Consider the following 24,002-nt stretch of genomic DNA (forward strand, 5'->3'; position numbering starts at 1 on the left):
CCGCCGACCGTGCTGTCGGCCACCAGGTCACGCGCCGTAGACTCCCGGAGTGACCGTCACCGCAACCTCCGTCGGCGAGTCGGACCCGAAACCGCCGCAGACCGCGCCCCCGGCGCGGGGCAGGTGGCTCGTGCGCCTCCTCCCGGCCGCCGCAGCCGCGCTCTCGGGCCTGCTCCTCTACGTCAGCTTCCCGCCGCGCACCCTGTGGTGGCTGGCCGTGCCCGCCTTCGCCGTCTTCGGCCGGGTGCTGCGCGGCCGGAGCTGGAAGGCGGCGCTCGGTCTCGGCTACCTCTTCGGCCTCGGCTTCCTGCTGCCGCTGCTGGTGTGGACCGGGGTGGAGGTCGGTCCCGGCCCGTGGATCGCCCTCGTGGTGATCGAGGCGGTCTTCGTCGCGCTGGTCGGCGCGGGCGTCGCCGCGGTGTCGAAACTCCCCGGATGGCCGGTGTGGGCGGCGGCGCTGTGGATCGCCGGGGAGGCGGTGCGCGCGCGCGTGCCGTTCAGCGGCTTCCCCTGGGGCAAGGTCGCCTTCGGGCAGGCGGACGGTGTCTTCCTGCCGCTCGCCGCGCTCGGCGGCACTCCGGTGCTGGGCTTCGCCGTCGTGTTGTGCGGCTTCGGACTCCATGAGATCGTCAGGCTGGCCCTCCGGGCCCGGCGCACCGGAGGCCTGCGGCGGGCCGCGGCGGTCGTCGGCGCGCTGAGCGTCGTCGTGCCGCTGGTGGCGGCCCTCGCCGCCCGCTCGCTGGTCGGCGACAAGGCCGAGGCCGGCACCGTGACCGTCGCCGTCATCCAGGGCAATGTGCCCCGCCTCGGCCTGGACTTCAACTCCCAGCGGCGCGCGGTCCTCGATCACCACGCGCGGGAGACGGAGCGCCTGGCCGCCGACGTCGCGGCCGGCAGGGCCGAGCAGCCCGACATCGTGCTGTGGCCGGAGAACTCCTCCGACATCGACCCCTTCACCAACGCCGACGCGCGCGCCGTCATCGACAGGGCGGCCAAGGCCATCGGCGCGCCCGTCTCGGTCGGCGGCGTGGTCGACAGGGACGGCGAACTGCTCAACGAGCAGATCCTCTGGGACCCGGCGAAGGGCCCCGTCGACACCTACGACAAGCGGCAGATCCAGCCGTTCGGCGAGTACCTTCCGCTGCGCTCGCTGGTGGGGGCGATCAACGAGGAGTGGACGTCGATGGTCCGCCGGGACTTCAGCCGGGGCGGCGAGCCGGGCGTCTTCACCATGAACGGCGCCGGCGTCGGCCTGGTCACCTGCTACGAGGCCGCCTTCGACTGGGCGGTGCGCGACACGGTCACCGCCGGCGCCCAGCTGATCTCGGTGCCCAGCAACAACGCCACCTTCGGCCGCAGCGAGATGACCTACCAGCAGCTCGCCATGTCCCGGGTCCGCGCCGTGGAGCACAGCCGCGCCGTCACCGTGCCGGTGACCAGCGGGGTCAGCGCGATCATCATGCCCGACGGGGAGATCACGCAGAGGACCGGCATGTTCGTCGCCGACTCGCTGGTGCGGGAGGTGCCGCTGCGCACCTCGCAGACCCCCGCCACCCGCCTCGGCGTCCTCCCGGAGGCCGCCCTCGTGCTGGTCGCCGCGGGCGCACTGGGCTGGGCCGTCGCCGCCGGGGTGCGCGGGCGACGCGCCGGTGACGTGCGGTAGTACGTCCGCCGCACGTTCCCTGAAGCGAGGGAGAGGGCCCCGACCGGCCGGTTAGGGTCGGGGACATGGCTATCCCTGACTTCATCCGCACCCTGCGCGCCTCCGCCGGTCATCAACTGCTCTGGCTTCCCGGGGTCACCGCGCTCGTCTTCGACGACGAGGGCAGGGTTCTGCTGAACCGCCGGACCGACACCCGCAAGTGGTCGGTGATCGGCGGCATCCCCGATCCCGGGGAGCAGCCCGCGGCCTGCGCCGTACGGGAGGTCGAGGAGGAGACCGCGGTGCGCTGTGCCGTCGAGCGGGTCGTCCTGGTCCAGGCGCTGGACCCGGTGACGTACGGCAATGGCGACGTCTGCCAGTACATGGACATCACCTTCCGCTGCCGTGCCCTCGGCGGCGAGGCGCGGGTCAACGACGACGAGTCGCTGGACGTCGGCTGGTTCGCCGTGGACGCGCTGCCTGAGCTCGACGAGTTCGCGCACCTCCGGATCAAGCAGGCCATGTCCGACGCACCCACATGGTTCGACCCCACTGGGCTTGGCTGAACTGTAGGGCCTGACCACATGGGGCGGCATACGGGTGCTGCCTAGGGTCGAGACATGACCGCGCCCCGTGCCCTTCCGGCCCTCCACGCCACCCCGCTCGACCTCGGTGGCCGTACCGCCCTCGTCACCGGCGCCGCCGGCGGCATCGGCCGCGCCTGTGCGCTGCGGCTCGCGGCCGCCGGGGCCGAGGTCAGAGCCGTCGACCGGGACGCCGCGGGCCTGGAGACGCTCGCCGAGGCGGTCTCGGACCTCGGGGGCGTCGTCGAGCCGCACGTCCTCGACCTCACCGACCTGGACGCCGCCGAACGCGCCGCCGCGGGTGCCGACGTGCTGGTCAACAACGCCGGGCTGCAGCTGGTCCGCCCCATCGAGGAGTTCCCGCCCGACGCCTTCCACACGGTGCTCACCGTGATGCTGGAGGCGCCCTTCCGGCTCATCCGGGGCGCCCTGCCCCATATGTACGGCCAGGGATGGGGCCGCATCGTCAATGTGTCCTCGGTCCATGGACTGCGCGCCTCGGCCTATAAGTCCGCCTATGTGGCCGCCAAACACGGTTTGGAGGGACTGTCCAAGACCACCGCTCTCGAAGGCGCGCCCCATGGCGTCACCTCCAACTGTGTGAACCCCGCCTATGTGCGCACCCCGCTGGTCGAGAAGCAGATCGCCGACCAGGCCCGGTCCCACGGCATCCCCGAGGAACGCGTCCTGTCCGAGGTGATGCTGCGGGACAGCGCCGTCCGGCGGCTCATCGAGCCGGAGGAGGTCGCCGAGGCGGTGGCCTACCTCTGCGGCCCGCGGGCGTCCTTCGTGACCGGCACCTCACTGGTCCTGGACGGCGGCTGGACCGCGCACTGAGGCATCGGCCGTCAGCGGCCGGCCGTCGGCCGACGGGGTTTTCCACAGGCCTGACGGGGCGGCCGGGGGATGAGGAATCCTGTGAGCATGTCCCGTGATCACGTGCAGTCCGCCGAGCGTCCCGCCCCCGTGGCCGGAGCGCCGGACCGGGCGCATCCCGACGCCGGCCCCGCCACCGGCGGCGCCGAGACGCCGTTCCTGGAGCTGCTGGCCCGCGGGGCCTCCGCCGAGGCGTACGAGCAGCCGGTGCTGCTCGCCCGCGCCGAGGGACTGTCCACCGAGCGGATCACCGCCCTCCAGCGGGCCAAGGTGCTCGCCCTGCGGGTGCGTGCGGAGCTGGAGGGCCGCCGTCGCCGGGAGGCCGAGCTGTCCGCCCTCTTCGAGACCGCCCACGACCTCGCCGGACTGCGCGACCTGGACGCCGTGCTCCGGGCGATCGTGCAGCGCGCCCGCTCCCTGCTCGGCACCGACGTCGCCTACCTCAGCCTGAACGACCCGGCCAGGGGCGACACCTACATGCGGGTCACCGAGGGCTCGGTCGCCGCCCGCTTCCAGCAGCTGCGCCTCGGCATGGGGGAGGGGCTCGGCGGCCTCGTCGCCCAGACCGCCCGCCCCTACGTCACCGACGACTACTTCCGCGACGACCGCTTCCGGCACACCCACAGCATCGACACCGGCGTACGGGACGAGGGGCTCGTCGCGATCCTCGGCGTGCCCCTGATGCTGGGGCACCACGTCATCGGCGTCCTGTTCGCCGCGGACCGGCGCGCCCGGGTCTTCGAGCGGGAGCAGACCGCCCTGCTGGGTTCCTTCGCCGCCCTCGCGGCGGCCGCCATCGACACCGCCAACCTGCTCGCCGAGACCCGCTCGGCCCTCGCCGGCCTGGAGCGCGCCAACGAGATCATCAAGGACCGCAGCGCGGTCATCGAGCGCGCCTCGGACGTCCACGACCGGCTGGCCGAGCTGGTCCTGCGCGGGGGCGGGGTGCACGACGTGGCCGCCGCCGTCTCCCAGGTCCTGGACGGCACGGTGGAGTTCGCCGAGGCCACCGCGGCACCCGCCCCGGCCCTCGAGTCCTCGCGGGCCGAAGGCCACGCGGTACGGCACCGGGACGACTGGATCGCCGCCGTGGTCGCAGGCGACGAACTCCTCGGCGCGCTCGTCCTGCGCGGCCACCCCGGCCTCGACCCCGTCGACCAGCGCACGCTGGAACGCGCGGCCATGGTCACCTCGCTGCTGCTGCTCGCCCGCCGCTCCGCCGCCGAGGCCGAACAGCGCGTCCGCGGCGAGCTGCTCGACGACCTGCTCGACGCCCGCGACCGGGACCCGCGCCTGCTGCGCGAGCGCGCCGCCCGGCTGCACGCCGACCTCGACGCCACCCACGCCGTGCTCGCCGCCCGGCTGGAGGGCTCCGCCGCCGACGCCGACGAGGAGGCGGACGCCCGCAGACGGCTGTGGGCCGCGGCCTCCCACCTCGCGGCCACCCGACAGGGCCTCGCCGCCGCACGTGACGGCGGCACCGTCCTGCTGCTGCCCCTCGCCCCCGGCGACACCGCCGCCGACCTGGCCCGGCGCACCGCCCGGCACCTGGGCACGGCCGTCCACGCACCGGTCACCGTCGGCGCCTCCGCCCCGGTCGAACCCCTCACCGCCCGCCCCGACACCGTGGCGGCGGCCTACGCGGAGGCCCGGCGCTGCCTCGACGCCCTCCGCCTCCTCGGCCGCTCCGGCGACGGCTCGGCCGCCGAGGACTTCGGCTTCCTGGGGCTGCTGCTGGCCGGCGAGCGGGACATCGCCGGCTTCGTCGGCCGCACCATCGGCCAGGTCGTCGCGTACGACGAACGGCGCGGCACCGAACTGCTGCGCACCCTCGACGCCTACTTCGCCTGCGGCATGAGCCCCGCCCGCACCAAGGACGAGCTCCACGTCCACGTCAACACGGTCGCCCAGCGGCTGGAACGCGTCGGCCGCCTCCTCGGCGACGACTGGCAGAGCCCGGCCCGGGCCCTGGAGATCCAGCTCGCCCTGCGCCTGCACCGCCTGGCGGCGGGCACTCCGCCCTCCGCGCGGCACTGACCCCGTACGCCGGGGAGCGTACGGGGCCGGCGCCGCGCCGGATCAGACGGGGCGCGCGTCCCGGGAGGCCGGGGCCGCCTCGACGGGCCCTCCCGGGTCACCCGACGGGGCCACGTCCGCCAGGTCACGGTGGCGGGTCTCCTTGGCCGCCGCCACGGCGACGACCGTCAGCAGGCTCGCCGCGATGACGTACAGGGCGATCGGGGTGGAGCTGCCGTGGTCCGCGAGCAGCGCGGTGGCGATCAGCGGCGCCGGCGCGCCCGCCGCGACGGAGGCGAACTGGGCGCCGATGGAGGCGCCGGAGTAGCGCATCCGGGTCGCGAACATCTCCGAGAAGAAGGCGGCCTGCGGCGCGTACATCGCCCCGTGCAGCACCAGACCCACGGTCACCGCCAGCAGCAGGCTGCCGAAACCGCCGGTGTCGATGAGAGCGAAGAACGGGAACATCCACAGCCCCACCCCGACCGCGCCGATCAGGTACACCGGACGTCGGCCGAGCCGGTCCGACAGCGCGCCCCAGGCCGGGATGACGGCGAAGTGGATCGCCGAGGCGACGAGCACCGCGTTGAGCGCGGTCTGCTTCGAAACCCCCGCGGAAGTGGTCGCGTACACGAGGATGAACGCGGTGATCACGTAGTAGCTGATGTTCTCCGCCATGCGCGCCCCCATCGCCACCAGCACGTCACGCCAGTGGTGCCGCAGGACCGCCACGACCGGCATCCGCTCCGTGCCGGCGTCCGCCTTGCGGGCCTCGGCCCGCTCCAGCGCCTGCTTGAACACCGGCGATTCGTCGACGGAGAGACGAATCCACAAGCCGACGATCACCAGCACCCCGGACAGCAGGAACGGGATCCGCCAGCCCCAGGCCCCGAACGCGGAGTCCGACAGCACGGCGGTCAGCAGCGACAGCACACCGGTCGCCAGCAACTGCCCCGCCGGGGCGCCGGTCTGCGGCCACGAGGCCCAGAACCCGCGCCGCCGGGCGTCCCCGTGCTCGGACACCAGCAGCACGGCGCCGCCCCACTCACCGCCGAGGGCGAACCCCTGGACCAGCCGCAGCACGGTGAGCAGCACGGGCGCGGCGCTGCCGATGGTCGCGTGCGTGGGCAGCAACCCGATCGCGAACGTCGCCCCGCCCATCATCAGCAGGCTCAGCACCAGCAGCTTCTTGCGCCCGAGCCGGTCCCCGTAGTGCCCGAAGACCAGCGCGCCGAGTGGCCGCGCGGCGAACCCGACGGCGTAGGTGAGGAACGACAGCAGTGTGCCGACGAGCGGGTCGGAGTCCGGGAAGAACAGCTTGTTGAAGACGAGCGCGGCGGCGGAGCCGTAGAGGAAGAAGTCGTACCACTCGATGGTGGTGCCGATGAGGGACGCGGCGACGATGCGCTTGAGGTTGTTCGGGGCCGGTGGAGCGGTTGCGGGCGACGACATCGGCACCACTTCCTGGGGTGTGACGGGGACGTTTGCGTGTCGCCACACCGATCCGCAGGTCAGGCGCACATGTGGCGGGGCAACATAGTTCGAGGGCCGGCTATGCGCGCGGCCACCATGCCGACTCATGGAAAGGCGTCTCAAGGGACCGGTGGTGGTCGAGACGAGTGCCGTCCGGGACGTGTGGTTCAGGGTGATGTGACGGTGCCGTGCTGACTCCCGTGCTGGTTTGGTGCTGACTAAAATCCCACGTCATCACCCGTCCTCACCTGGGCCTTGACCCCTGATTCTGGCAGCGCACCTTTCCTGCCATGCGCTCGTTCAGTACCGTGCCGTTCGTGATGCTCGAGGACTGGGTGATGCAGGACCCAACGGCGACCGAACCTGATGCTGTCGGGCCTGATCCCGGATCCCGGCTGTGAGCCGGCGCGATGGGTGTGGTCGCTGTGCGACTGGGCCGACGTCGATCCGTTGACGGTTGTCGGCTCGGCGTAGCGGTGGGGTAGGGCGGTCAGGACCCGGTGTCGGCTCGTTCCTGAGCGGTGGATGCCCAGGACGCGAGCAGCACGAGGGCGTCGTGGTCGGGGTGTCTGGTTCGGCGCTGTAGGTGCTCAGGGTGAGACCGGGGTGGGCGGGCAGTTCCATGGCGTCGAAGTCGAGGGTGATCTCGCCGATGGCCGGGTGGCGGAAGGCTTTGCGGCCCGTGTGGTGGAGGCGCACGTTGTGCCTGGCCCAGGCGGTGCGGAACTCGTCGCTGCGGATGACGAGTTCGCCGATCAGGCCGGTCAGATCAGTGTCGCCTGGGGCGTGACCGGCTTCGGTGCGCAGCAGCGAGACGGTGGTGTTGACCGAGGCGTCCCAGTCGGGGAAGAAGCCGCGGCTGGTGGCGTCGAGGAACTGGAAGCGGGCGATATTCACCGGGGTAAGGGCCGCGGTCGTGAACAGGGGAGCGTACAGGGCGCGACCGAGGTCGTTGACGGCGAGGATGTCGAGACGGCCATTGCGGATGAAGGCCGGTGAGCCGGTCATGGACTGCAGGACCCGCCTGAGGCTGGCGGGGGCAGTGTCCTTGGTCCGGCGAGCGGTGCGGCGGGCCGGGCGCCGGCGCTGGGCGCCGGCGCTGGGCGGCGGCCAGGTCGTGCAAGTGGGAGCGTTCGGCGTCGCCGAGACGGAGGGCGCGGCAGAGCGCGTCGAGGACTTCCTCCGAGGCGCCGGCGAGCCGGCCGCGCTCCAGGCGGACGTAGTAGTCGACGCTGACACCGGCGAGCACGGCGACTTCCTCGCGGCGCAGTCCTGGGGCCCTGCGGTTGCCGTTCCCGAAGGCGGGCAGGCCGGCCTGCTGCGGAGCGATCTTGGCGCGGCGGGTGGCGAGGAACTCTCGGATCTCGCGGGCGGTGTCCATGACGTCCAGGTGAGGAGCAGTGGAGCGCGGCTGGGAGGTTCTGCCGGTACCTGGAACGACAGAACCTTCCGCGCGCCTTTGAGCTGCGGTTTCCTCGATGGTGGCAGCGGATGCAGCCCCGGGCCCCGAAGGCGGGCACCCTCTGCGGATACCTGTCGGCCCCGGTGACCGACGGTGTTCAACACCGCGCCCTCATGTTCGTACCATTGCAAGGAGTCACCTCATGGCACAGCAGTCCGCGCCTCAGGAGCTGGCCGGCATTGCACCGAAGCTCGTCGAGCTCACCAACGAAGTCCTGTTCCAGGAGACGTGTGGGAGCGCCCCGGGCTCTCCCCGCGGGACCGCAGCCTGGTCACGGTCAGTGTGCCGGCCTCCCTCTACCGTAGCGAGCAGCTGCCGTACCACCCGGGTGTAGCCCTGGACGACGGGCTCACCGTGGAAGAGCTGTCCGAGGCGATCACGCACCTGGTGTTCTACGCCGGATGGCCCGACGCCATGACTGCGGTCACCCTGTTGAAGAAGATCGCGGACGAGCGCTCCGTCTGATCCTCGGCGCCAGCGGTAAACCGGCCCCGCATGATCAGTGGGGCGTAAGAACCACAGCAAAGGAGCAAGGCACAACATGGCCGGCAACGGATTCGACCAGATCTTCCCGCTCGGCGAGAAGAACGACGCCTACGCGCAGTACTTCATCGGCCAGAGCTACCTGGCCCCGCTTGCCTCGGGCAGTGTCCCCGTCAGCAACGTCTCCTTCGAGCCGAGCTGTCGCAACAACTGGCACATCCACCACGGCACGGACGGCGGCGGTGACCAGATTCTGCTGTGCACGGCGGGCAGCGGCTGGTACCAGGCCGAGGGCGAGGACCCCATCAGCATGGAGCCGGGAACGGTGATCCGCGTCCCGGCAGGCACGAAGCACTGGCACGGCGCGAAGGCCGACGCCTGGTTCTCCCACCTCGCCTTCATCACCCCGGGTGAAGGCGTCAGCAACGAATGGCTCGAGCCCGTCACCGACGAGGTGTACGGCAAGCTGCCGAAGAACGGATCGAACGCATGACCATCCTGGATGAGACCTACACCCTGTCCAACAACGTCGAGATCCCCAAGCTGGGGCTCGGCACCTGGTTCATCGACGACGACCAGGTGGCCGAGGCGGTCCGCGCGGCCGTGGAGATCGGCTACCGCAACATCGACACCGCCCAGGCATACGGCAACGAGCGCGGCGTCGGCCAGGGCGTGCGCACCGCCGCGGTACCCCGCGACGAGCTGTTCGTGTCGACGAAACTCGCCGCCGAGATCAAGGACCACGACCAGGCGGTCGCCTCGATCGACGAGTCACTTCACAAGCTCGGCCTCGAGTACATCAACCTGATGCTCATCCACAGCCCGCAGCCGTGGAACGACTTCCGCGGCGGCGACTACGCCGAGGGCAACCGCGCAGCATGGCGCGCGCTCGAAGAGGCACACCAGGCCGGCAAGATCCGCTCCATCGGGGTGTCCAACTTCCAGCAGCAGGACCTGGAGAACCTCCTCCAGGGCGCGACGGTCGTGCCACACGTGAATCAGATGCTCGTCCACGCGGGCAACACCCCGTCGGAGCTGCTGGACTACTGCGAGGGCAAGCAGATCCTCGTCGAGGCGTACTCGCCGATCGCACACGGCGCGATCCTGGAGAATGCCGAGGTCAAGGCGATGGCGGAGCGGTACGGCGTGTCCGTCCCCCAGTTGTGCATCCGCTACACCCTGCAACTGGGCACGGTGTCGCTGCCCAAGACGGCGAACCCCGAGCACATGCGCTCCAACGCCCAGGTCGATTTCGAGATCTCAAGCGACGACATGGACGCTCTGCGGGGCCTGCGCGCCGTGGACTACGGCGAACACAGGGCGTTTCCCGTCTACAGCGGCAAGTGACGCCAGACGAGCGGCACTTCTTCGACGACCTCACGCTGAGCGGCAGCTCGAAGGGGTCCCTCGACCGATGACCTCCACGCTCTCCCGCCGCGACATCCACCCTCGCGGCGGGACTGTGAATCGTTTCGATTGGCCCTGTCCCACATGCGGTGGTGGCGGTGAGTCATGACGGCGACAGACAGGTCATCGGTCGTAAACCCGCAGGCCGGTGCCTCGCAACAGGCCTTCCCGGGGATCCGGCCGATCGCTTGGCGCCCGGTCGTGAGAGTTCGACGCGACAAGTCCGGTGGCCCGGCGCGATGCCGTCCACCTCGGAGTGTCAAGGCCGGAGCACCAACCGTATCCTCCGTAAGGGAGAGGTGCTCGCCGTGTACGAGCTGTCACCACCGCATGTGAGCCGGAGCTGCTCACCGTACAGACCCCGCTGCTCAGGTGGTGACTGCTCAGGGCCGGCTCAGTACACCTCCTCAGCGACGGCTGCGCGCGAGCGGACACCGGGTGCCGGCGGCTCCGGCCCTCGGGCGTGGGCGGCCAAGAGTCGGCGAGGCCCGCGGTTGTCCCGCCTCTTGTACTCGCGGTCCGGATGCGCGAGACGTGCCTGACTGACGGTTGGCGGCTGATGTCGTGCGGCGAGCACACGCTCGCGCCGTGCACGGTCCACAGTAGCGACGATCGTGATCCAATCGGGCCCGAGACGGGCAATCAGGCGGGAACGCAACACGGTCCGCTGCCGGGCGGTGGTGCCCGCCCAGATACCCGTCGGTGTCTCCTCCGGATGCGCGAGGGCCCACTTGAGGCACTGAGGCGCGATCGGGCACACCGCGCACTGTGCCTGGGCAGCCGCTATGCGCTGGGCGACCTGGTACCCACGTTCTTCGTATTCGTGGACGAAGAGCTCAGGATTTGTCCGGCAGCTGGTCGGTTTGTGGATGCGGGGGAACGGGATGTCGGCGGCAGAGGGATTGGCGGAGCTCATCGGGTGTACCTCGATTCGAAGGCGCGGACAGGCGGACGAGGGTTTGTGCGGCCGGATCGTGTCGGCGGCGAGCCGGTCACAAAGCGTCGGGCGCTCGATTGCGTGCCGGGTGTTCGGTCGAGGGCGGTTCTCTTCGGTACGGGGCAGGGACGGTCATGATGCTTGTGCCGGGTCGCGGGTGCCGGGGCGTCCGGCCCGGCGGCCTTTGACGGGCGCATCCGCCCCGTGCCGGGCCCCGGCGAGGGTTGCCCGGTCGGTGTGCTTGCCGTCGTAGAGAGCAGCATCAGCAGCTCTGAGCAAACGCGACAGGTTGGTGGTGCCGATCGCGTCGGGCGTCGCAGCCCCGACGGAGGCCTCGACGTTGACGACCTGGCCGTCGTCCAGAAGGCCCGGCTGGGTGAGCGAAGACATCAGGCGTGCGAGGCGTGCGTGCTGGAGATCGGAGCCGAGCCGGGTCGTGAGAGCGAACTCGTCCCCGCCGAGCCGGCCGACGGCGGCCGTGTTGCCCGCCCACTTGGCGAGCCGCTGCGCGGTCGCGGTCGACAACTGGCGAGATCCCGGTGGGCCTCGTGGCGAACTAATCTGGTACCTCGACCTTCCGTCACAGGTTCCCCCTTGAGGCGGAGCTGAGTTCCTTCTGGCTGCGGGGACTCGGCGGGGTCGATCGCGTAAGGGCTTGGTGGAAGGCGTTCGGTGGACTCACAGCAGGATTTCGGGATGCAGTTGCGGACGTTCCGGCGCGTTCGGAGCTTGTCACTGACCCAGCTGTCGGCGTTGACCCACTTCAGCAAGGGGTATCTCAGCAAGATCGAGAACGGCGCGAGGCCGCCGACGCACGAGCTCGCGGTTGCGTGCGACCGGGCCCTCGAACTGGACGGTGTGCTGGAAGCACTGGTGTCCGTTTCCCCGCCGAGAGCGGCGGTCGAGCGCAAAGCACCTGTTCCGGTGCCGGCTCAGCTGCCCTCTGCTGCATCGATGGTCGGCCGGTCGGAGACGGCTCGTCACCTGTTTGAGACGGTGACGGGCATGGCCGGTCGGGCCGTGGTGATCGGCATCGACGGGATGGCCGGGGTGGGCAAGACCACGATGGCTCTGCATGTCGCGTACAACCAGCGGGATCGCTACCCCGATGGTGCGTTGTACTGCGACCTGCAGGGCCACTCGGAGGCTGCGGGGCCGCTCCCGCCGGGACAGGTGCTCGGAGACTTCCTGCGTGCGTTGGGCGTTGAGGCCGGCGTCATCCCCGACGCCACGGCCGAGCGTTCCAAATTGCTGCGCTCGACACTGAACGGACGACGCGTCCTCATGGTGCTCGACAACGCGGCGACCAGCGCCCAGGTCCGCCCCCTGCTTCCCGGCGCGGCCGACTGTCTTGTGCTGGTCACGAGTCGCAGCCGGCTCGCCGGTCTTGCCGTCCACGACCACGCGCGCCTCTTCACACTGGATCCGCTCGAAGAGGAAGACGCGTTGGCGCTGTTGCGAGCCCGGGTCGGCGGAAGCCGGGTCGATTCCGAGCCCGGCGCGGCCACGGACATCGTCCGATGGTGCGCGCGTCTTCCCCTTGCCCTGGCGATCGCCGCGGATCTGGCTGCCGAACGCCCTCACGTCGTGCTCGCCGACCTGGCGGCTGACTTGGCGCAGGAACCCAACCGCCTCAATCTGCTGGCCTCCGAGGAAGACCCGAGGACGGCGGTGAGCGCCGCCTTCTCCCGGTCCTACGCCACTCTGGCCGCGCCGGCGGCCCGTGCGTTCCGCCTTCTCGCGCTGCACCCCGGGCGGGGCATCAGCGCGGAGGCAGCCGGTGCCCTGCTGGGCACGACCGCCGAAGACGCCCGGCGCCAGCTGCGTACGCTCGTGCGCGCACACCTGCTCACAGAGCCGACGCCACACCGCTACGGATTCCACGATCTGCTGCTCCTGTACGCGATGGACAAGGTCAGACAGGAGGAGCCGGCCGAGACGCGCCGGCAGACCATGCGTCGATCGCTGGAGTGGTATCTGCACACGGTGAGAGCCGCTTCGCAGGTGATCACTCCGAACCGCTGGCTGAATGAGCTGCGCGATGTGTCGCCTCCCGGTGACGGGGTGCCGACGTTCACCGAGCGTGCGCAGGCCCTGCTGTGGTGCGAGACCGAGCGGCGCAATCTGATCGCCGCAGTGGATGAGGCCGCCGCACTTGGAATGCACGCGGTGGCTTGGCAACTGGCCGCTGCGCTGGTCGGATTCCTCTATCTGCGCAAGCACCGTTCCGACTGGGATCACGTAACGCGGCTGGGGCTCGCCTCGGCCATGCAGGTCGAAGACCTGGAAGCCCGGGCTCGCATGCACACCTACCGGGGTGGCTCCTGCGCGGAGTCGCACGACTACGCCGAAGCGATCGCTCAGTTCGAACAGGCGCTCAGTGTGTACCAACGCGTCGGAGACACATGGGGACAGGTCAACGCGCTCAGTAATCTCGGTGACGTGAACCTCCGACAGGGGCGCTACGCCGAAGCCCTTGTGCACCTCGAGCCCGCCGCGGCTGCCGGACGCGATGTCCAGCAGCCCTGGATCATGGGAATCCTCCTCAACAACCTCGGTGAGGCGCGGGTCCACGTCGGCCGCTGCCAGGAGGCAGTGATGGTTCTTCAGCAGGCTCTCGTGATGCACCGGGAGATCGACAACACCTGGGTCGAGGCCATCACCCGTACGAACCTGGGCATTGCCCACTACCACCTCGCGGAACCGGAACAGGCGGTCACCTACTTCGATGAGGCCTTGCGACTCCACCATGCCGCCGGAAATGAGTGGGGAGAAGGCTGGACCCTCCACCACCACGCCCTGTGCCTTCAGAAGCAGGGTTACGGGGCCGAGGCGCTCGAGATGTGGAAGAAAGCGTTGACCGTGCTCGAATCTCTCGGCGATCCACTCGCCGAGACGGTCCGTGCCCACGTCGAGGAACCGGCCCTCGGCCCGCTGGGACCGGACGCGTGAAGGCGTCCCCAATTCCAGCCTCCCTTCCGGCGTGATGCGTTCGGCAAGGTCGGGAACACTGGCCGACTGCATCCGGCGCGGATGGCGAACGACACGGCGTGCGTACGGTTGCGCAGCCCGTGGCGGCTCAGGAGGGCAGCCAGGGAGCTCATGATGGTGCGCGGAGAAGAGCTCGGCCTGACGGCGCGACCGCCTGCTCGGTCCTGTTCCGGAGGAACGGATCCCCGGCGATGGCTTCGCCTGCTCAGCGCCTCCCTGAGCACCGGCAAGTGAGGATGGGGCGAAGCCGGCCGAGATCCGTGGGTCCGATGTCCCCGGAGCGGGCCACCGACGCGTCGGGTGGATCGTCGTGGACACTGCCGCATCGGGGCATGAGGCGGATGCGGTCATCGAACTGGTCTCCTCACTGGAGAATGCTCTCCTTCGGCCGACAGGACGGGCACAGGCTTCGTGCTCGATGATCGTGCGCTGGGACGCGACCCTCCAGGGTTGCCAAGTGGACAACTGCGTTGGCTACAGCCGCGACGCTGGGACCGGGACGCGTGGGCGTACGGTGGTGCGCGCGACCGGTCCGTCAGGCGCTGCAGGTCCAGTTCGGCCAGGAGGCCGACGAGGACCAGAGAGGGCGTTCACTGCAACCGGGCTGCAGCAGTGTGTGATCAGTGATGATCCGGTGGTGCGGGGCTCCATGCGGATGCGGACGCGCCTGGAGGAGCTCTTCCCGTCGCTCGCCCGAGTCCGGGGCCGGTGAGAGTGCTCCCTGGTGGGCGAGCGCTGGTAGCGCTGCGGTGGTGGACAGCGGCTGCTCCGCATGGGCGGGAAGGTGCCCCTGGCGGGTATGGTGGAATGCCGTCGTAGGCAAGGCTCAGGGGTACCCTTGCGCAGCAAAGGCTCGCTCGTGCCTGCTCGCCTCCTTTGTTCACCCCGTGAGTAAAGTTCCTGGCTGAAGGCGAGACGGGCGAAGTCGGCGGTCTCGTGGAACGTGCGATCCCCATACGGCCGTCGGTCGGCAGGGAGCCGGCTGCTCGCCACTGGCAGCGGCGGGCGCCGAAATGGTGTGCAGTCGACCACCCCGCCGCAGAGCCGGCTTCATGGTGAGATGGGTCCCGGCATGCTGTGCGGCGCGAAGTCGATGCCCCTATGGAGTAGTTCGACACCTCGGTACCGGCATGATGTCCCTGCCCATTCGTGGCACCAGGGGTCTCGTGGGCGCCACGGTGCCGAACGGAGGAGGAAAGTGCGTGTCACGCCAGGTACTTGCGGTCAGCCCGGAGCGGCCCGACGGCTTTCGGACGATTGGTGAGGCTCTGGCCAGGGCGCGCAGTGGTGCTGTCGTCAGAGTCTCGCCCGGCATCTACACCGAGAACCTGACCATCACCACCCCGGTCACCATCGTGGCGGAGCAATCCCGTGGCACCGTGGAGATAGCACCGCGTCGCGGCAGCGCGATCGTGCTCAAGGCGGAGGCCGCGATGCTGACCGACCTGGTGCTGCGCGGGCGGGACGACGAGCTGCCGGTCGTCGACGCCCCGCGCGGGCAGGTCGCGATGGAGGGCTGCGAGATCACGGGCTCCGCCTGGACGGCCGTGCTCGCCCGTGGCAGCGGTTCGCTCGCCCTCCGCGACTGCCGGGTCAGCAACCCGGGCGGTGCCGGGATCGTGGCCACCTCCGAGGTCGAGAGCTCCGTCGAGTCCTGCATCATCGAGCACCTCGGTACCACTGGGGTGGTGATCGGTGAACGAGGCCGGATCATGCTGCGTGGCTGCACCATCCGCAACGCCCGCGGGAACGGCGTGCTCGCCAACGGAGAGTCCCAGGGATCGGTCGAGGAGTGCGACATCTCCTCGACCGACAAACCGGCCATCGCCCTGGAGGGCAACAGCGCAACTCGGGTGCTGCGTACGGTGGTCCACGACACGAGCACGGGCATCATGCTGAACAGCCAGGCCCGAACGGCGCTCGAGGACGTGCGGGTCACCGGCACCACCGGTGTCGGCATCGCGGTCACCGGAGGCAGCAACCCGGTGCTGCGCCGTTGCCGGACCGCGCGTACCAAGGGGCATGGACTGCTGGTCAGCGACCGCTCCCGGGGCACGTTCGAGGACTGCTGGCTGGACGCCGCGCAGTCCCCCGGGCTGCGCGTGAGCGGGCCGTCGTCTCCCGTGCTGGTCGGGCTCACCGTCCGGGACTGCGCCACGACCGCGGTGCTGCTGGAAGAGGAGTCGACGGCCGAGCTGGACCGCCTCGAGGTCATCGACGCCCAGGGAACGGGCGTTTCCATCCGCACGAGAGCCAATCCGCTGATCCGCCGGGCGCGGATCAGCGCTCCGAGCGGTCATGGTGTGGAGACCGTGAAGGAAGGCCGGGGGCGGCTGGAGGACTGCACCGTCGACGCGGCCGGTCGCTGCGGCATCAGGGTCGAAGACGACGGCAACCTGTACGTCGGCGGCGGCGCCGTCACCTCGGCCGCAGAATCGGGCCTGTCGATCGCCGCCGGGGGAATCGTGACCGTACGGGATCTGGAGATCACCGGTGCCAAGGGCTCGGGGGTCACCGTCGACGAGGATGGCGAGGTGACCGCCACCCGCGTCCGGGTGGGCGGCAGCGGCCGCCACGGTGTCCGGATCGCCGAAGGCGGCGGCGGCTCGTTCAACTCCTGTGAGGCCGGGAGCAGCTCCGGCGACGGGTTCCGCATCGAGTCCGCCGCGCCCGTCTCCGTCGTCAACTGCACCGTCCGGGACAACAGTGGCGGCGGGCTCCTCCAGACCCGGCCCGGTGAGCGGCTCGCCGTCGAAGGGCTGGTCAGCACGGGCAACGGGAAGCAGGACTCCTGGGGCGCCGGGGGCACCGGCGACAGCGGAATAGGCGGTGAGGACGCGTGGCTGAGCCGTGAGGACGGTCCGCTGTCCGCCCTTGACGCTCTGATCGGCCTCGACAACGTGAAGCAGCAGGTGCGTACGCTGGTCAACCTCACGCGGCTGGCCCAGCATCGCACCCGGTTGGGCATGGCCGCTCCGCCGATGAGCCGTCACCTGGTCTTCGCGGGCCCGCCCGGCACCGGCAAGACCACGGTGGCCCGGCTCTACGGGACGATCCTGGCGGAACTCGGTGCGCTGCGCTCAGGTCACCTGGTGGAGGTCTCCCGGGCCGACCTGGTGGCACAGGTCATCGGTGGTACCGCCATCAAGACCACCGAGGCCTTCAACCGTGCTCTGGGGGGTGTCCTGTTCATCGACGAGGCGTACACCCTGCTGTCCGATGGACGCGGTTCCGGCGCCGACTTCGGACGGGAAGCGGTCGACACGCTTCTCAAACTGATGGAGGACCACCGCGACGACGTGGTGGTGGTGGCCGCCGGCTACTCCGCCGAGATGCAGAGCTTCCTGGCATCCAATCCAGGTCTGGCTTCACGCTTCTCCCGCACCGTGGAGTTCGAGAACTATTCGGTGCCCGAACTGGTGGCCATCATGGAGAGCATGTGTGCGGGACACCAGTACGTGCTCGGTGCCGCCACGCGCAAGGCACTCACGGTGCATTTCGAGCGCATGCCCAAGGACGGGTCCTTCGGTAACGGCCGGGCCGCCCGTCAGGTGTTCGAGCAGATGGTGGACCGCCAGGCGTCCCGTCTGGCCACGCTCACCCACATGACGGCGGAGGACCTGCCACTGCTGCTGCCCGAGGACGTGGGGGAGGAAGCCGCGCGAGCCGTCTCCGAGGAGGCCGCACCCGCGGACAGTGAGAACAACCCGCTGGCCCGACTCGGTGACCTGGTGGGACTGGCCGGGGTCAAGCGGGACGTCACCAACCTCGTCAACCTGCTGTCCGTCACGCGCCAGCGGGAGGCCGCGGGACTGCCCGCGCCGCAGATCAGCCACCACCTGGTCTTCACCGGCCCGCCCGGCACGGGCAAGACCACGGTGGCACGGCTCTACGGTGAGCTGCTCGTCTCGCTGGGCGTACTGCCCCGCGGCCAGCTCGTCGAGGTGGCCCGCGCCGACCTCGTCGGCCGGTACGTCGGCCATACGGCCCAACTCACCCGGGACGCCTTCGAACGGGCCCTGGGGGGCGTCTTGTTCGTCGACGAGGCGTACACGCTCACGCCCACCGGGCCGGGCTCCTCCTCGGACTTCGGGCAGGAGGCGGTGGACACTTTGCTGAAGCTCATGGAGGACCATCGGGACGAGGTGGTGGTCATCGTCGCCGGCTACACCGAGGAGATGGAGCGCTTCCTCTCCTCCAACCCGGGCCTCTCCTCCCGCTTCTCCCGGCGCGTCGGGTTCACCCACTACTCCTCGGACGAACTCGTCACCATCGTGCGGCAGCACGCGGCCACCTCCGGGTACGAGTGCGGGCCGGGCACCGGCCAGGTACTGCGGGCGTACTTCGAGTCGGTCCCGCGTGACCGCTCGTTCGGCAACGGGCGCCTGGCCCGCCAGGTCCTGGAAGGCATGATGACGCGCCAGGCCGGCCGCCTCAGCACGATGACCGCCCCCAGCGTGCAGGACCTGCGCCTGCTCCTTCCCCAGGACGCGGTGCAGGAGGAGGCCGTACCCGAGTGACGAGCGGCGGGGGAGGCGTCCGCGAAGCACACGAGGCTCAACGACCATGACCGGACACCGTCTACGTTTCCAGGATGCACACCATGCGCCGTCACACGCTCCGCCGCTCGTCGATGGCGGCCCTGCTCACTCTCCTGTCCACGTCCACGCTGGCCATGGGCGGCACCGCGCAGGCCGGCGCCGTGACCCGTGAGCCGGTGCGCCTGCCCGCGATGCCGTCCCGGCTGGCGGACGGGGCCGCCTGCACCGGCGGCTCGGAAAAGGTGATCGACGCGGTGCCCCAGGAGCAGCAGGACCTGCAGCTCGCCAGGGTCCGGCAGTTCGCCGACGGCGACGGGGTGACCGTGGCCGTCGTCGACACGGGGGTGTCGCTCAAGGCACCGACGCTGAAGGGCAGGGTCACCGCCATCGGCGAGGCCGACGACGACTGCGTCGGTCACGGCACCTTTGTGGCCGGGCTGATAGCCGCCACCACTGCGGAAGGCTCCGGATTCTCCGGGGTGGCCCAGCAGGCGGATATCCTGGCCGTGCGGGGCACCGACGCCCGCGGCAGGGCGACCGACACCACGGTCGCGGCCGGTATCCGGGCGGCGGTGGACGCCGGAGCGGAAGTCGTCCAGGTGTCCCCGGCCCTGACCCGCAACTCCGCGAAGCTCAGGAGTGCCGTCGCCCACGCCGCCGCCCACGACGTGCTGATCGTGGCCGCCGCCGTCCCCGACAGTCCCCAAAGCCCTGCCTCCGCCGCCCCGCCCAGGGACTACTGGCCCGCGGCCGAGCAGGGTGTGCTGTCCGTCATCGACCTCGGTGCGCAAGGCAGCCGTCCACGGGGCGCACTCACGCCACGGCGCGCGGACCTTGCGGCACCGGGCGACGGTGTGGTCGGCATCGGCCCGACGGGACGGGGCCACTTCGTCGGCTCGGGAGCGTCGCTCGCCGCCGGATACGTGGCCGGCACGGCCGCCCTCATCCGGTCCGCCCATCCCGAACTGACCGCCGGGGAGACGGCACGGCGGCTGACCTCGACCGCTTACCCGGCGGGTGTACCCCGGCTCGACGCGTACGGCGCCGTCACCACGGTTGCCGCCCCCTCTGCCGCGCCGGCGGAGGCGGCAGACGATTCCGAGCCGGTGCGGCTGCCGACGGATGAGGCGGGTGCCCGCGCGACACAGCGAGCTCTGGTGATGGTGGGCGCCGGCGCCGGTCTGCTCGTGCTCATGGCCTGGGCCGCAGTGATCGTCCCGAGAGGCCGTGCCCGCGGATGGCGGCCGGCCCGGGACGACGCTTCGACGACGACCTGAGCCGAACGGCGGATCACCACCGCTGGGTACGGGCCTTCACGTACCTGTGTCCGATTCTGCGACCGCCTGTTGCGCGAGCGGTTCCCGAAAGTCGTTGTCACCAGGGGAATGGCGTCAGTCGGCGCCCGCGTATACGCAAGGCCCCGGCGGCAGGCAGGGCACGGCCGGGCACTGTGGGCCTCCCACCGTTGAGACGATCCACACGGCGACGAGCGACCCCGGGGGCGCGAACTCACCCGCGACCCCGGAACCGTCAGACCCTCGGACCACATCCGCACACGTCGACCGGGACGAAACGCCGCCCTGCGCGAGGTCACTTCTCGCCCGGCTACTCCTCGGCCTGTTCGCCGACGATGGCCGTCTGCATCAGTACGGCCTTGCGGCGGGCGATGTAACGTGCCCGGCCGGGCGGCAGGTTGCGTGGCTTGACGTTGTCGAAGACGTAACCCTCCGACGGCGGACACGACATCAGCAGGCCCGGGGTGTTGACCTCGTCGAGGCGCCTGAGCAACTGGTCGCTGAGGCCCCGGCCGGCACCGGTCGCGGAACGCAGCACCACCAGGTGAAGTCCCACCTCATGTCCCAGAGCCAGGTACTCGAGAAGGGCCTCGAACGGGTGGTCCATGATGCTGCCGGAGCCGACCATGTCGTAGTCGTCCACGAGCACGAACAGCCGTGGCCCCGTCCACCAGTCCGCGAGCCGCATCCGGGCCGGAGAGATGTCCTCACCGGGGAGGCGGGTCTTGAGGGCCCTGGCCGATCCGGCCACCAGCTCCTTCAGGTGATCGAGCGACACCGCGTGCCCGAGGCGGTACTCCTCCGGGACCGCCTCGGCCAGTTCACGCCGGTAGTCCACCACCAGGATGCGAGCTTCACCCGGGCTGTAGCGGGCGGTGACCGCCTTGGCGACCAGCCGCAGCAGATTGGTCTTGCCGCTTTCGGTGTCTCCGATGCCCACCAGGTGGGGCGTGCGGCTGAAGTCGTGCCACACCGGCGACAGGGTCTCCTCGTCGAGCCCGAGAGGAATGCGCAGTCCGTCCGCCAGTTCCGGTTCCGGCAGTTGTGTGAGGGGCAACCGGTGCGGCAGCATCCGCACCGGCGGCGCGGGAGGCCCCGCCCAGTGCTCGGCGATCTGTTCCACCAACGCGGCGACACCGTCGCTGAGATCGTCGGAGGTATCCCGGCCGTCGATACGCGGCAGGGCGGTCAGGAAGTGCAGCTTGCTGTCGACCGTCAGTCCGCGGCCGGGGCTGCGCGGCACGGTGGCGGCCTTGCGGATGTCGACCACGGAATCCATCGAGTCGCCCAGCCGCAGCTCCAGCCGGGTGGCCATCTGGTCACGCAGCTGGGACGACAGCTCCATCCATCGCGCGGTGGAGACGACCAGGTGGATGCCGTAGTTCAGGCCCTGGGACGCGATCTGGCCGAAAGCGGGCAGGAGCGCGTCGAACTCCTGACGCATCGTGCCCCACCCGTCCACCACCAGGAAGACGTCACCATGGGATTCGTCCTCGAACTCCCCGGCCGCACGGCGTCTGCGGTAGGTCGCCATCGAGTCGATGTTGTGATCGAGGAAGAACTGTTCGCGATGGTCGAGCACGGCCGTCACCTCGGCCACCGCGCGGCTGATCCGCTCGCCGTCCATCCGGTTGGCCACTCCACCGACGTGCGGCAGGCCGGCCAGCCCGGCCAGCGTGCCGCCACCCAGATCCAGGCAGTAGAACTGCACTTCGCGCGGGGTGTGGGTGAGCGCGAGAGCCGCGATCAGGGTACGCAGCACCGTCGACTTGCCGCTCTGTGAACCACCCGCGACAGCGATGTGCCCACCGCTGCCCGAGAGATCCACCACGAGCGGATCACGCCGTTGCTCGAACGGCCTGTCCACCAGCCCGACCGGCACCCGCAGAGAGCCGACGCCCGGCCAGCCGGCGGAGACGAGCCCGCGCTCCGGATCGGCGGTCAGCCCCGGCAGCAGGGCGTCCAGGGCCGGTGGCTCGGCCAGCGGCGGAAGCCACACCTGGAGGGCCGGCAGCCCCGTCCCCCGCAGCCGCTCCACGGCGACCGACAGCAGCGACGCCCCGTTCCCGTTCTCCTCGACCTGCTCCTCCTCCTGCTCTGCTTCCGGCAGCTCAGCAGGCGCGCGCGGCACCACATAACCGGCCGTCCACGGAACCACCTGGCTGGCGACCCGTGCCTGAGCCACCGCCCCGCGCCGCGGTTGGTACACCCCGGACACGTACGCCGCCCGGAACCGGGTCAGCGCGTCCACGCCGCTCTTGAGGAAACCGGCGCCCGGCTGCGACGGCAGCTGGTAGGCGTCCGGCACGCCCAGTACGCCACGGCTCTCCATGGCGGAGAAGGTACGCAGACCGATGCGGTAGGACAGGTGGCTCTCCAACTGGTGCATACGCCCTTCGTCGAGGCGCTGCGACGCCAGCAGCAGATGGACGCCGAGGGAACGGCCCAGCCGGCCGATCATCACGAACAGTTCCATGAAGTCCCGGTGCGCCGAGAGCAGTTCACTGAACTCGTCGACGACGATGAACAGGCTCGGCAGCGGATCCAACGGCGTCCCCGCGGCGCGAGCCTTCTCGTACTCGAGTGCCGAGGAGTAGTTGCCGGCCGCCCGGAGAAGTTCCTGGCGGCGTATCAGCTCGCCGTGCAGGGCGTCCCGCATCCGCTCGACCAGAGCAGCCTCGTCGGCCAGGTTGGTGATCACGGCAGAGGTGTGCGGCAGTTCGTCCAGGCCCAGGAACGTGGCGCCGCCCTTGAAGTCCACCAGGACGAAGTTCAGGGTCTCCGAGGAGTTCGTCAGCGCCAGGCCCAGCACCAAGGTGCGCAGCAACTCGCTCTTGCCCGAACCGGTCGCGCCGATCAGCATGCCGTGCGGACCCATGCCCCCCTGCGCCGCCTCCTTGATGTCCAGCTCCACCGGAACTCCGTCGCCACCCACCGCGATCGGGACCCGCAGCCGGGCAGCGCCCTTGTTGCGCCCCCACAGAGCGGCCGGCTGATGACGGGACAGGTCGGGGATTCCCAGCAGAGCCGTCAGCTCCACATCCGTCGACAGCGGCTCGACGGTCTCCGTGGTCAGCCCCGTGCGATACGGGGCGAGCATCCGCGCAAGGGCCTCGGCGCCCACCGGACCGACCGCGTCGGGACGACCCAGCGGGGTCGACTGCTCCTTGCGGTTCCGGTCCGTGCGCACCAGCCGCACCCCGTCCGGCTGCACATCCAGCCGCAGCGTCGTTCGTCCCGGACGCCACCGCAGGGACTCCGACAGGTCGAACACGATCACGTTGCGGAACCCGGGGCCGTCGAGCCGGTGCCCGGACGGCACCTGGACCCCGTCCACCACGAGCACGGTGAACGGCTCGTCGCGGCCGGGCACGGCCTCGGGGTCGAACGCCGGACGCTCGGTGAACTCCCCTCCGAGCAGGTCCTCCAGGCCGTTGAAGTCCGACGCCACCATGCGGGCCGGCCCGGCGCCGTCCTGCTCGTGCGGGTGCAGGTTGTGCGGCAGCCACTTGACCCAGTCCCACTCGGCCCGGCGCTCGTCGCTGACAGCCAGCGCGATCCGCACGTCCTCGGGGGTGTGGAAGAGAGCCAGTTGGCACAGGGCGGCCCGCACCATGCCGCGCACCGCCGCCTCGTCCCCGCGCAGCAGCACCCGTGCCCAGGACCGCAGGTAGAGCGCGATGGGCTGGTCCGGCACGGTGCTGTAGGCGCGCATGAACCGTCGCAGCGCGTGTGCTGACAGGGGCTCGAGGTCCTCCACCGGCTTGGTGGACAGCGGGGTCAACCGCAGCGCCAGTTGCTGGTCACCGACGGCCACCCGCACCTCGGCGAAGTCGTCGTCCTTGACCCGGCGCTCCCAGAGCCGCGTCGTCCGCACCAGCGAACGCATCGACGCCGGCTCCGGGTGACGCCAGGCGAGCGCCAATTGCTGCTCGCTCACAGCCCGGTGGACCTGCCGCCGGGTCTGCGTCAGGTAGCGCAGATAGTCCCGGCGCTCGCCCCTGAGGCGCTGCTTGCGCTCGCTGCTCTGGCGCATCACCTGGCCGATCATCATCACTGCCGAGGCCAGGACCATGATGCCCAGGGCGATGTACGTGAAGACACTGCCGGACCCACCGGGCCGCAGGAAAGCCAGCATCATGGAAACGGACATCATCGCCATGGGCAGATACGTCCACACCGCCGAGTTGTCCGGAACGGTCTCCGGCAGTGTCGGCGGCTCCTGGAGGGTCAGTTCACCCTCGGGCATGTCCGGCCCGCGCCGACGGGCAGGGCGACGGAAAAGGACGATACTC

The 24,002-nt window shown here is 70.5% G+C and carries 14 protein-coding genes and 2 pseudogenes; 10 read left to right on the top strand and 6 right to left on the bottom strand.

What is annotated here, in order from left to right:
* Nucleotides 1-49: 49 nt before the first annotated feature.
* The 4 genes from lnt to ADK41_RS18985 all read left to right on the top strand — a co-directional run bounded on the left by lnt (nt 50) and on the right by ADK41_RS18985 (nt 5,139).
* Complete coding sequence (lnt, locus tag ADK41_RS18970) at nt 50-1,663, top strand: apolipoprotein N-acyltransferase (RefSeq protein WP_030822797.1); 1,614 nt, start codon at nt 50-52, stop codon at nt 1,661-1,663.
* A 65-nt stretch (nt 1,664-1,728) separates the two neighbouring features.
* On the top strand, nt 1,729-2,208 hold the full coding sequence (locus ADK41_RS18975; protein ID WP_030822799.1) for an NUDIX hydrolase: 480 nt from the start codon (nt 1,729-1,731) through the stop codon (nt 2,206-2,208).
* 54 nt (nt 2,209-2,262) lie between these two features.
* The gene (locus ADK41_RS18980; protein WP_030822802.1) at nt 2,263-3,063 is read left to right on the top strand and encodes a 3-hydroxybutyrate dehydrogenase; all 801 of its coding nucleotides are present in this window, start codon (nt 2,263-2,265) and stop codon (nt 3,061-3,063) included.
* A gap of 87 nt (nt 3,064-3,150) precedes the next feature.
* Entirely contained in the window at nt 3,151-5,139 is a 1,989-nt protein-coding gene (locus ADK41_RS18985) for a helix-turn-helix domain-containing protein (protein ID WP_030822805.1), read from the top strand.
* Between the two features lie 42 nt (nt 5,140-5,181).
* Here the strand turns inward: ADK41_RS18985 and ADK41_RS18990 are convergent, their stop codons facing one another.
* The 3 genes and pseudogenes from ADK41_RS18990 to ADK41_RS43280 form a co-directional block, all read right to left on the bottom strand.
* Complete coding sequence (locus ADK41_RS18990; RefSeq protein WP_030822809.1) at nt 5,182-6,570, bottom strand: MFS transporter; 1,389 nt, start codon at nt 6,568-6,570, stop codon at nt 5,182-5,184.
* 321 nt (nt 6,571-6,891) lie between these two features.
* Nucleotides 6,892-7,599 carry a hypothetical protein gene (locus ADK41_RS43275; protein WP_234318639.1) on the bottom strand — a complete coding sequence of 236 codons (708 nt, stop codon included), beginning with the start codon at nt 7,597-7,599 and terminating at the stop codon, nt 6,892-6,894.
* 172 nt (nt 7,600-7,771) lie between these two features.
* Nucleotides 7,772-7,972, bottom strand: a pseudogene (locus tag ADK41_RS43280) (transcriptional regulator); the annotation flags it as partial.
* Between the two features lie 223 nt (nt 7,973-8,195).
* On the opposite strand from ADK41_RS43280, the pseudogene ADK41_RS19005 reads away from it, so the two are divergent.
* From ADK41_RS19005 to ADK41_RS19015, 3 genes and pseudogenes are all read left to right on the top strand, one after another.
* Nucleotides 8,196-8,518 (top strand): annotated as a pseudogene (locus ADK41_RS19005) (carboxymuconolactone decarboxylase family protein).
* A gap of 76 nt (nt 8,519-8,594) precedes the next feature.
* Complete coding sequence (locus tag ADK41_RS19010) at nt 8,595-9,029, top strand: cupin domain-containing protein (protein ID WP_030822818.1); 435 nt, start codon at nt 8,595-8,597, stop codon at nt 9,027-9,029.
* The gene (locus ADK41_RS19015) at nt 9,026-9,883 is read left to right on the top strand and encodes an aldo/keto reductase (protein WP_030822822.1); all 858 of its coding nucleotides are present in this window, start codon (nt 9,026-9,028) and stop codon (nt 9,881-9,883) included. Before ADK41_RS19010 ends, ADK41_RS19015 begins: the two co-directional genes overlap by 4 nt.
* 454 nt (nt 9,884-10,337) lie before the next feature.
* Here ADK41_RS19015 and ADK41_RS44300 read toward each other — a convergent pair whose 3' ends face one another.
* Together ADK41_RS44300 and ADK41_RS19020 are read right to left on the bottom strand one after the other, a co-directional pair.
* Nucleotides 10,338-10,859, bottom strand: coding sequence for a WhiB family transcriptional regulator (locus ADK41_RS44300; protein WP_078661856.1), 522 nt, complete (start codon nt 10,857-10,859; stop codon nt 10,338-10,340).
* A gap of 153 nt (nt 10,860-11,012) precedes the next feature.
* Nucleotides 11,013-11,405, bottom strand: a complete 393-nt coding sequence (locus ADK41_RS19020; RefSeq protein WP_051843047.1) for a diguanylate cyclase domain-containing protein — start codon at nt 11,403-11,405, stop codon at nt 11,013-11,015.
* Nucleotides 11,406-11,552: 147 nt separating this feature from the next.
* Between ADK41_RS19020 and ADK41_RS19025 the strand changes: the two genes are divergently transcribed.
* The 3 genes from ADK41_RS19025 to ADK41_RS19035 all read left to right on the top strand — a co-directional run bounded on the left by ADK41_RS19025 (nt 11,553) and on the right by ADK41_RS19035 (nt 19,689).
* On the top strand, nt 11,553-13,832 hold the full coding sequence (locus ADK41_RS19025) for a helix-turn-helix domain-containing protein (protein WP_051843048.1): 2,280 nt from the start codon (nt 11,553-11,555) through the stop codon (nt 13,830-13,832).
* Nucleotides 13,833-15,073: 1,241 nt separating this feature from the next.
* On the top strand, nt 15,074-18,391 hold the full coding sequence (locus ADK41_RS19030; protein WP_030822831.1) for a right-handed parallel beta-helix repeat-containing protein: 3,318 nt from the start codon (nt 15,074-15,076) through the stop codon (nt 18,389-18,391).
* A gap of 74 nt (nt 18,392-18,465) precedes the next feature.
* On the top strand, nt 18,466-19,689 hold the full coding sequence (locus ADK41_RS19035; RefSeq protein WP_030822834.1) for a S8 family serine peptidase: 1,224 nt from the start codon (nt 18,466-18,468) through the stop codon (nt 19,687-19,689).
* A gap of 328 nt (nt 19,690-20,017) precedes the next feature.
* On the opposite strand, the gene ADK41_RS19040 is transcribed toward ADK41_RS19035, so the two are convergent.
* Nucleotides 20,018-23,956, bottom strand: coding sequence for a type VII secretion protein EccC (locus tag ADK41_RS19040; RefSeq protein ID WP_030822837.1), 3,939 nt, complete (start codon nt 23,954-23,956; stop codon nt 20,018-20,020).
* Between the last annotated feature and the right edge of the window lie 46 nt (nt 23,957-24,002).

It is taken from the genome of Streptomyces caelestis, from assembly GCF_001279005.1.
In the GTDB taxonomy this organism is placed as follows: Bacteria; Actinomycetota; Actinomycetes; order Streptomycetales; family Streptomycetaceae; genus Streptomyces; species Streptomyces heliomycini.

Excerpts from the sequence above, each read along its gene's own strand:
- ADK41_RS18975 (WP_030822799.1), top strand. The coding sequence starts at position 1,729 with ATGGCTATCCCTGACTTCATCCGCACCCTGCGCGCCTCCGCCGGTCAT.
- ADK41_RS18980 (WP_030822802.1), top strand. The coding sequence starts at position 2,263 with ATGACCGCGCCCCGTGCCCTTCCGGCCCTCCACGCCACCCCGCTCGAC.
- ADK41_RS18985 (WP_030822805.1), top strand. The coding sequence starts at position 3,151 with ATGTCCCGTGATCACGTGCAGTCCGCCGAGCGTCCCGCCCCCGTGGCC.
- ADK41_RS18990 (WP_030822809.1), bottom strand. The coding sequence starts at position 6,570 with ATGTCGTCGCCCGCAACCGCTCCACCGGCCCCGAACAACCTCAAGCGC.
- ADK41_RS43275 (WP_234318639.1), bottom strand. The coding sequence starts at position 7,599 with ATGACCGGCTCACCGGCCTTCATCCGCAATGGCCGTCTCGACATCCTC.
- ADK41_RS19010 (WP_030822818.1), top strand. The coding sequence starts at position 8,595 with ATGGCCGGCAACGGATTCGACCAGATCTTCCCGCTCGGCGAGAAGAAC.
- ADK41_RS19015 (WP_030822822.1), top strand. The coding sequence starts at position 9,026 with ATGACCATCCTGGATGAGACCTACACCCTGTCCAACAACGTCGAGATC.
- ADK41_RS44300 (WP_078661856.1), bottom strand. The coding sequence starts at position 10,859 with ATGAGCTCCGCCAATCCCTCTGCCGCCGACATCCCGTTCCCCCGCATC.
- ADK41_RS19035 (WP_030822834.1), top strand. The coding sequence starts at position 18,466 with ATGCACACCATGCGCCGTCACACGCTCCGCCGCTCGTCGATGGCGGCC.
- ADK41_RS19040 (WP_030822837.1), bottom strand. The coding sequence starts at position 23,956 with ATGCCCGAGGGTGAACTGACCCTCCAGGAGCCGCCGACACTGCCGGAG.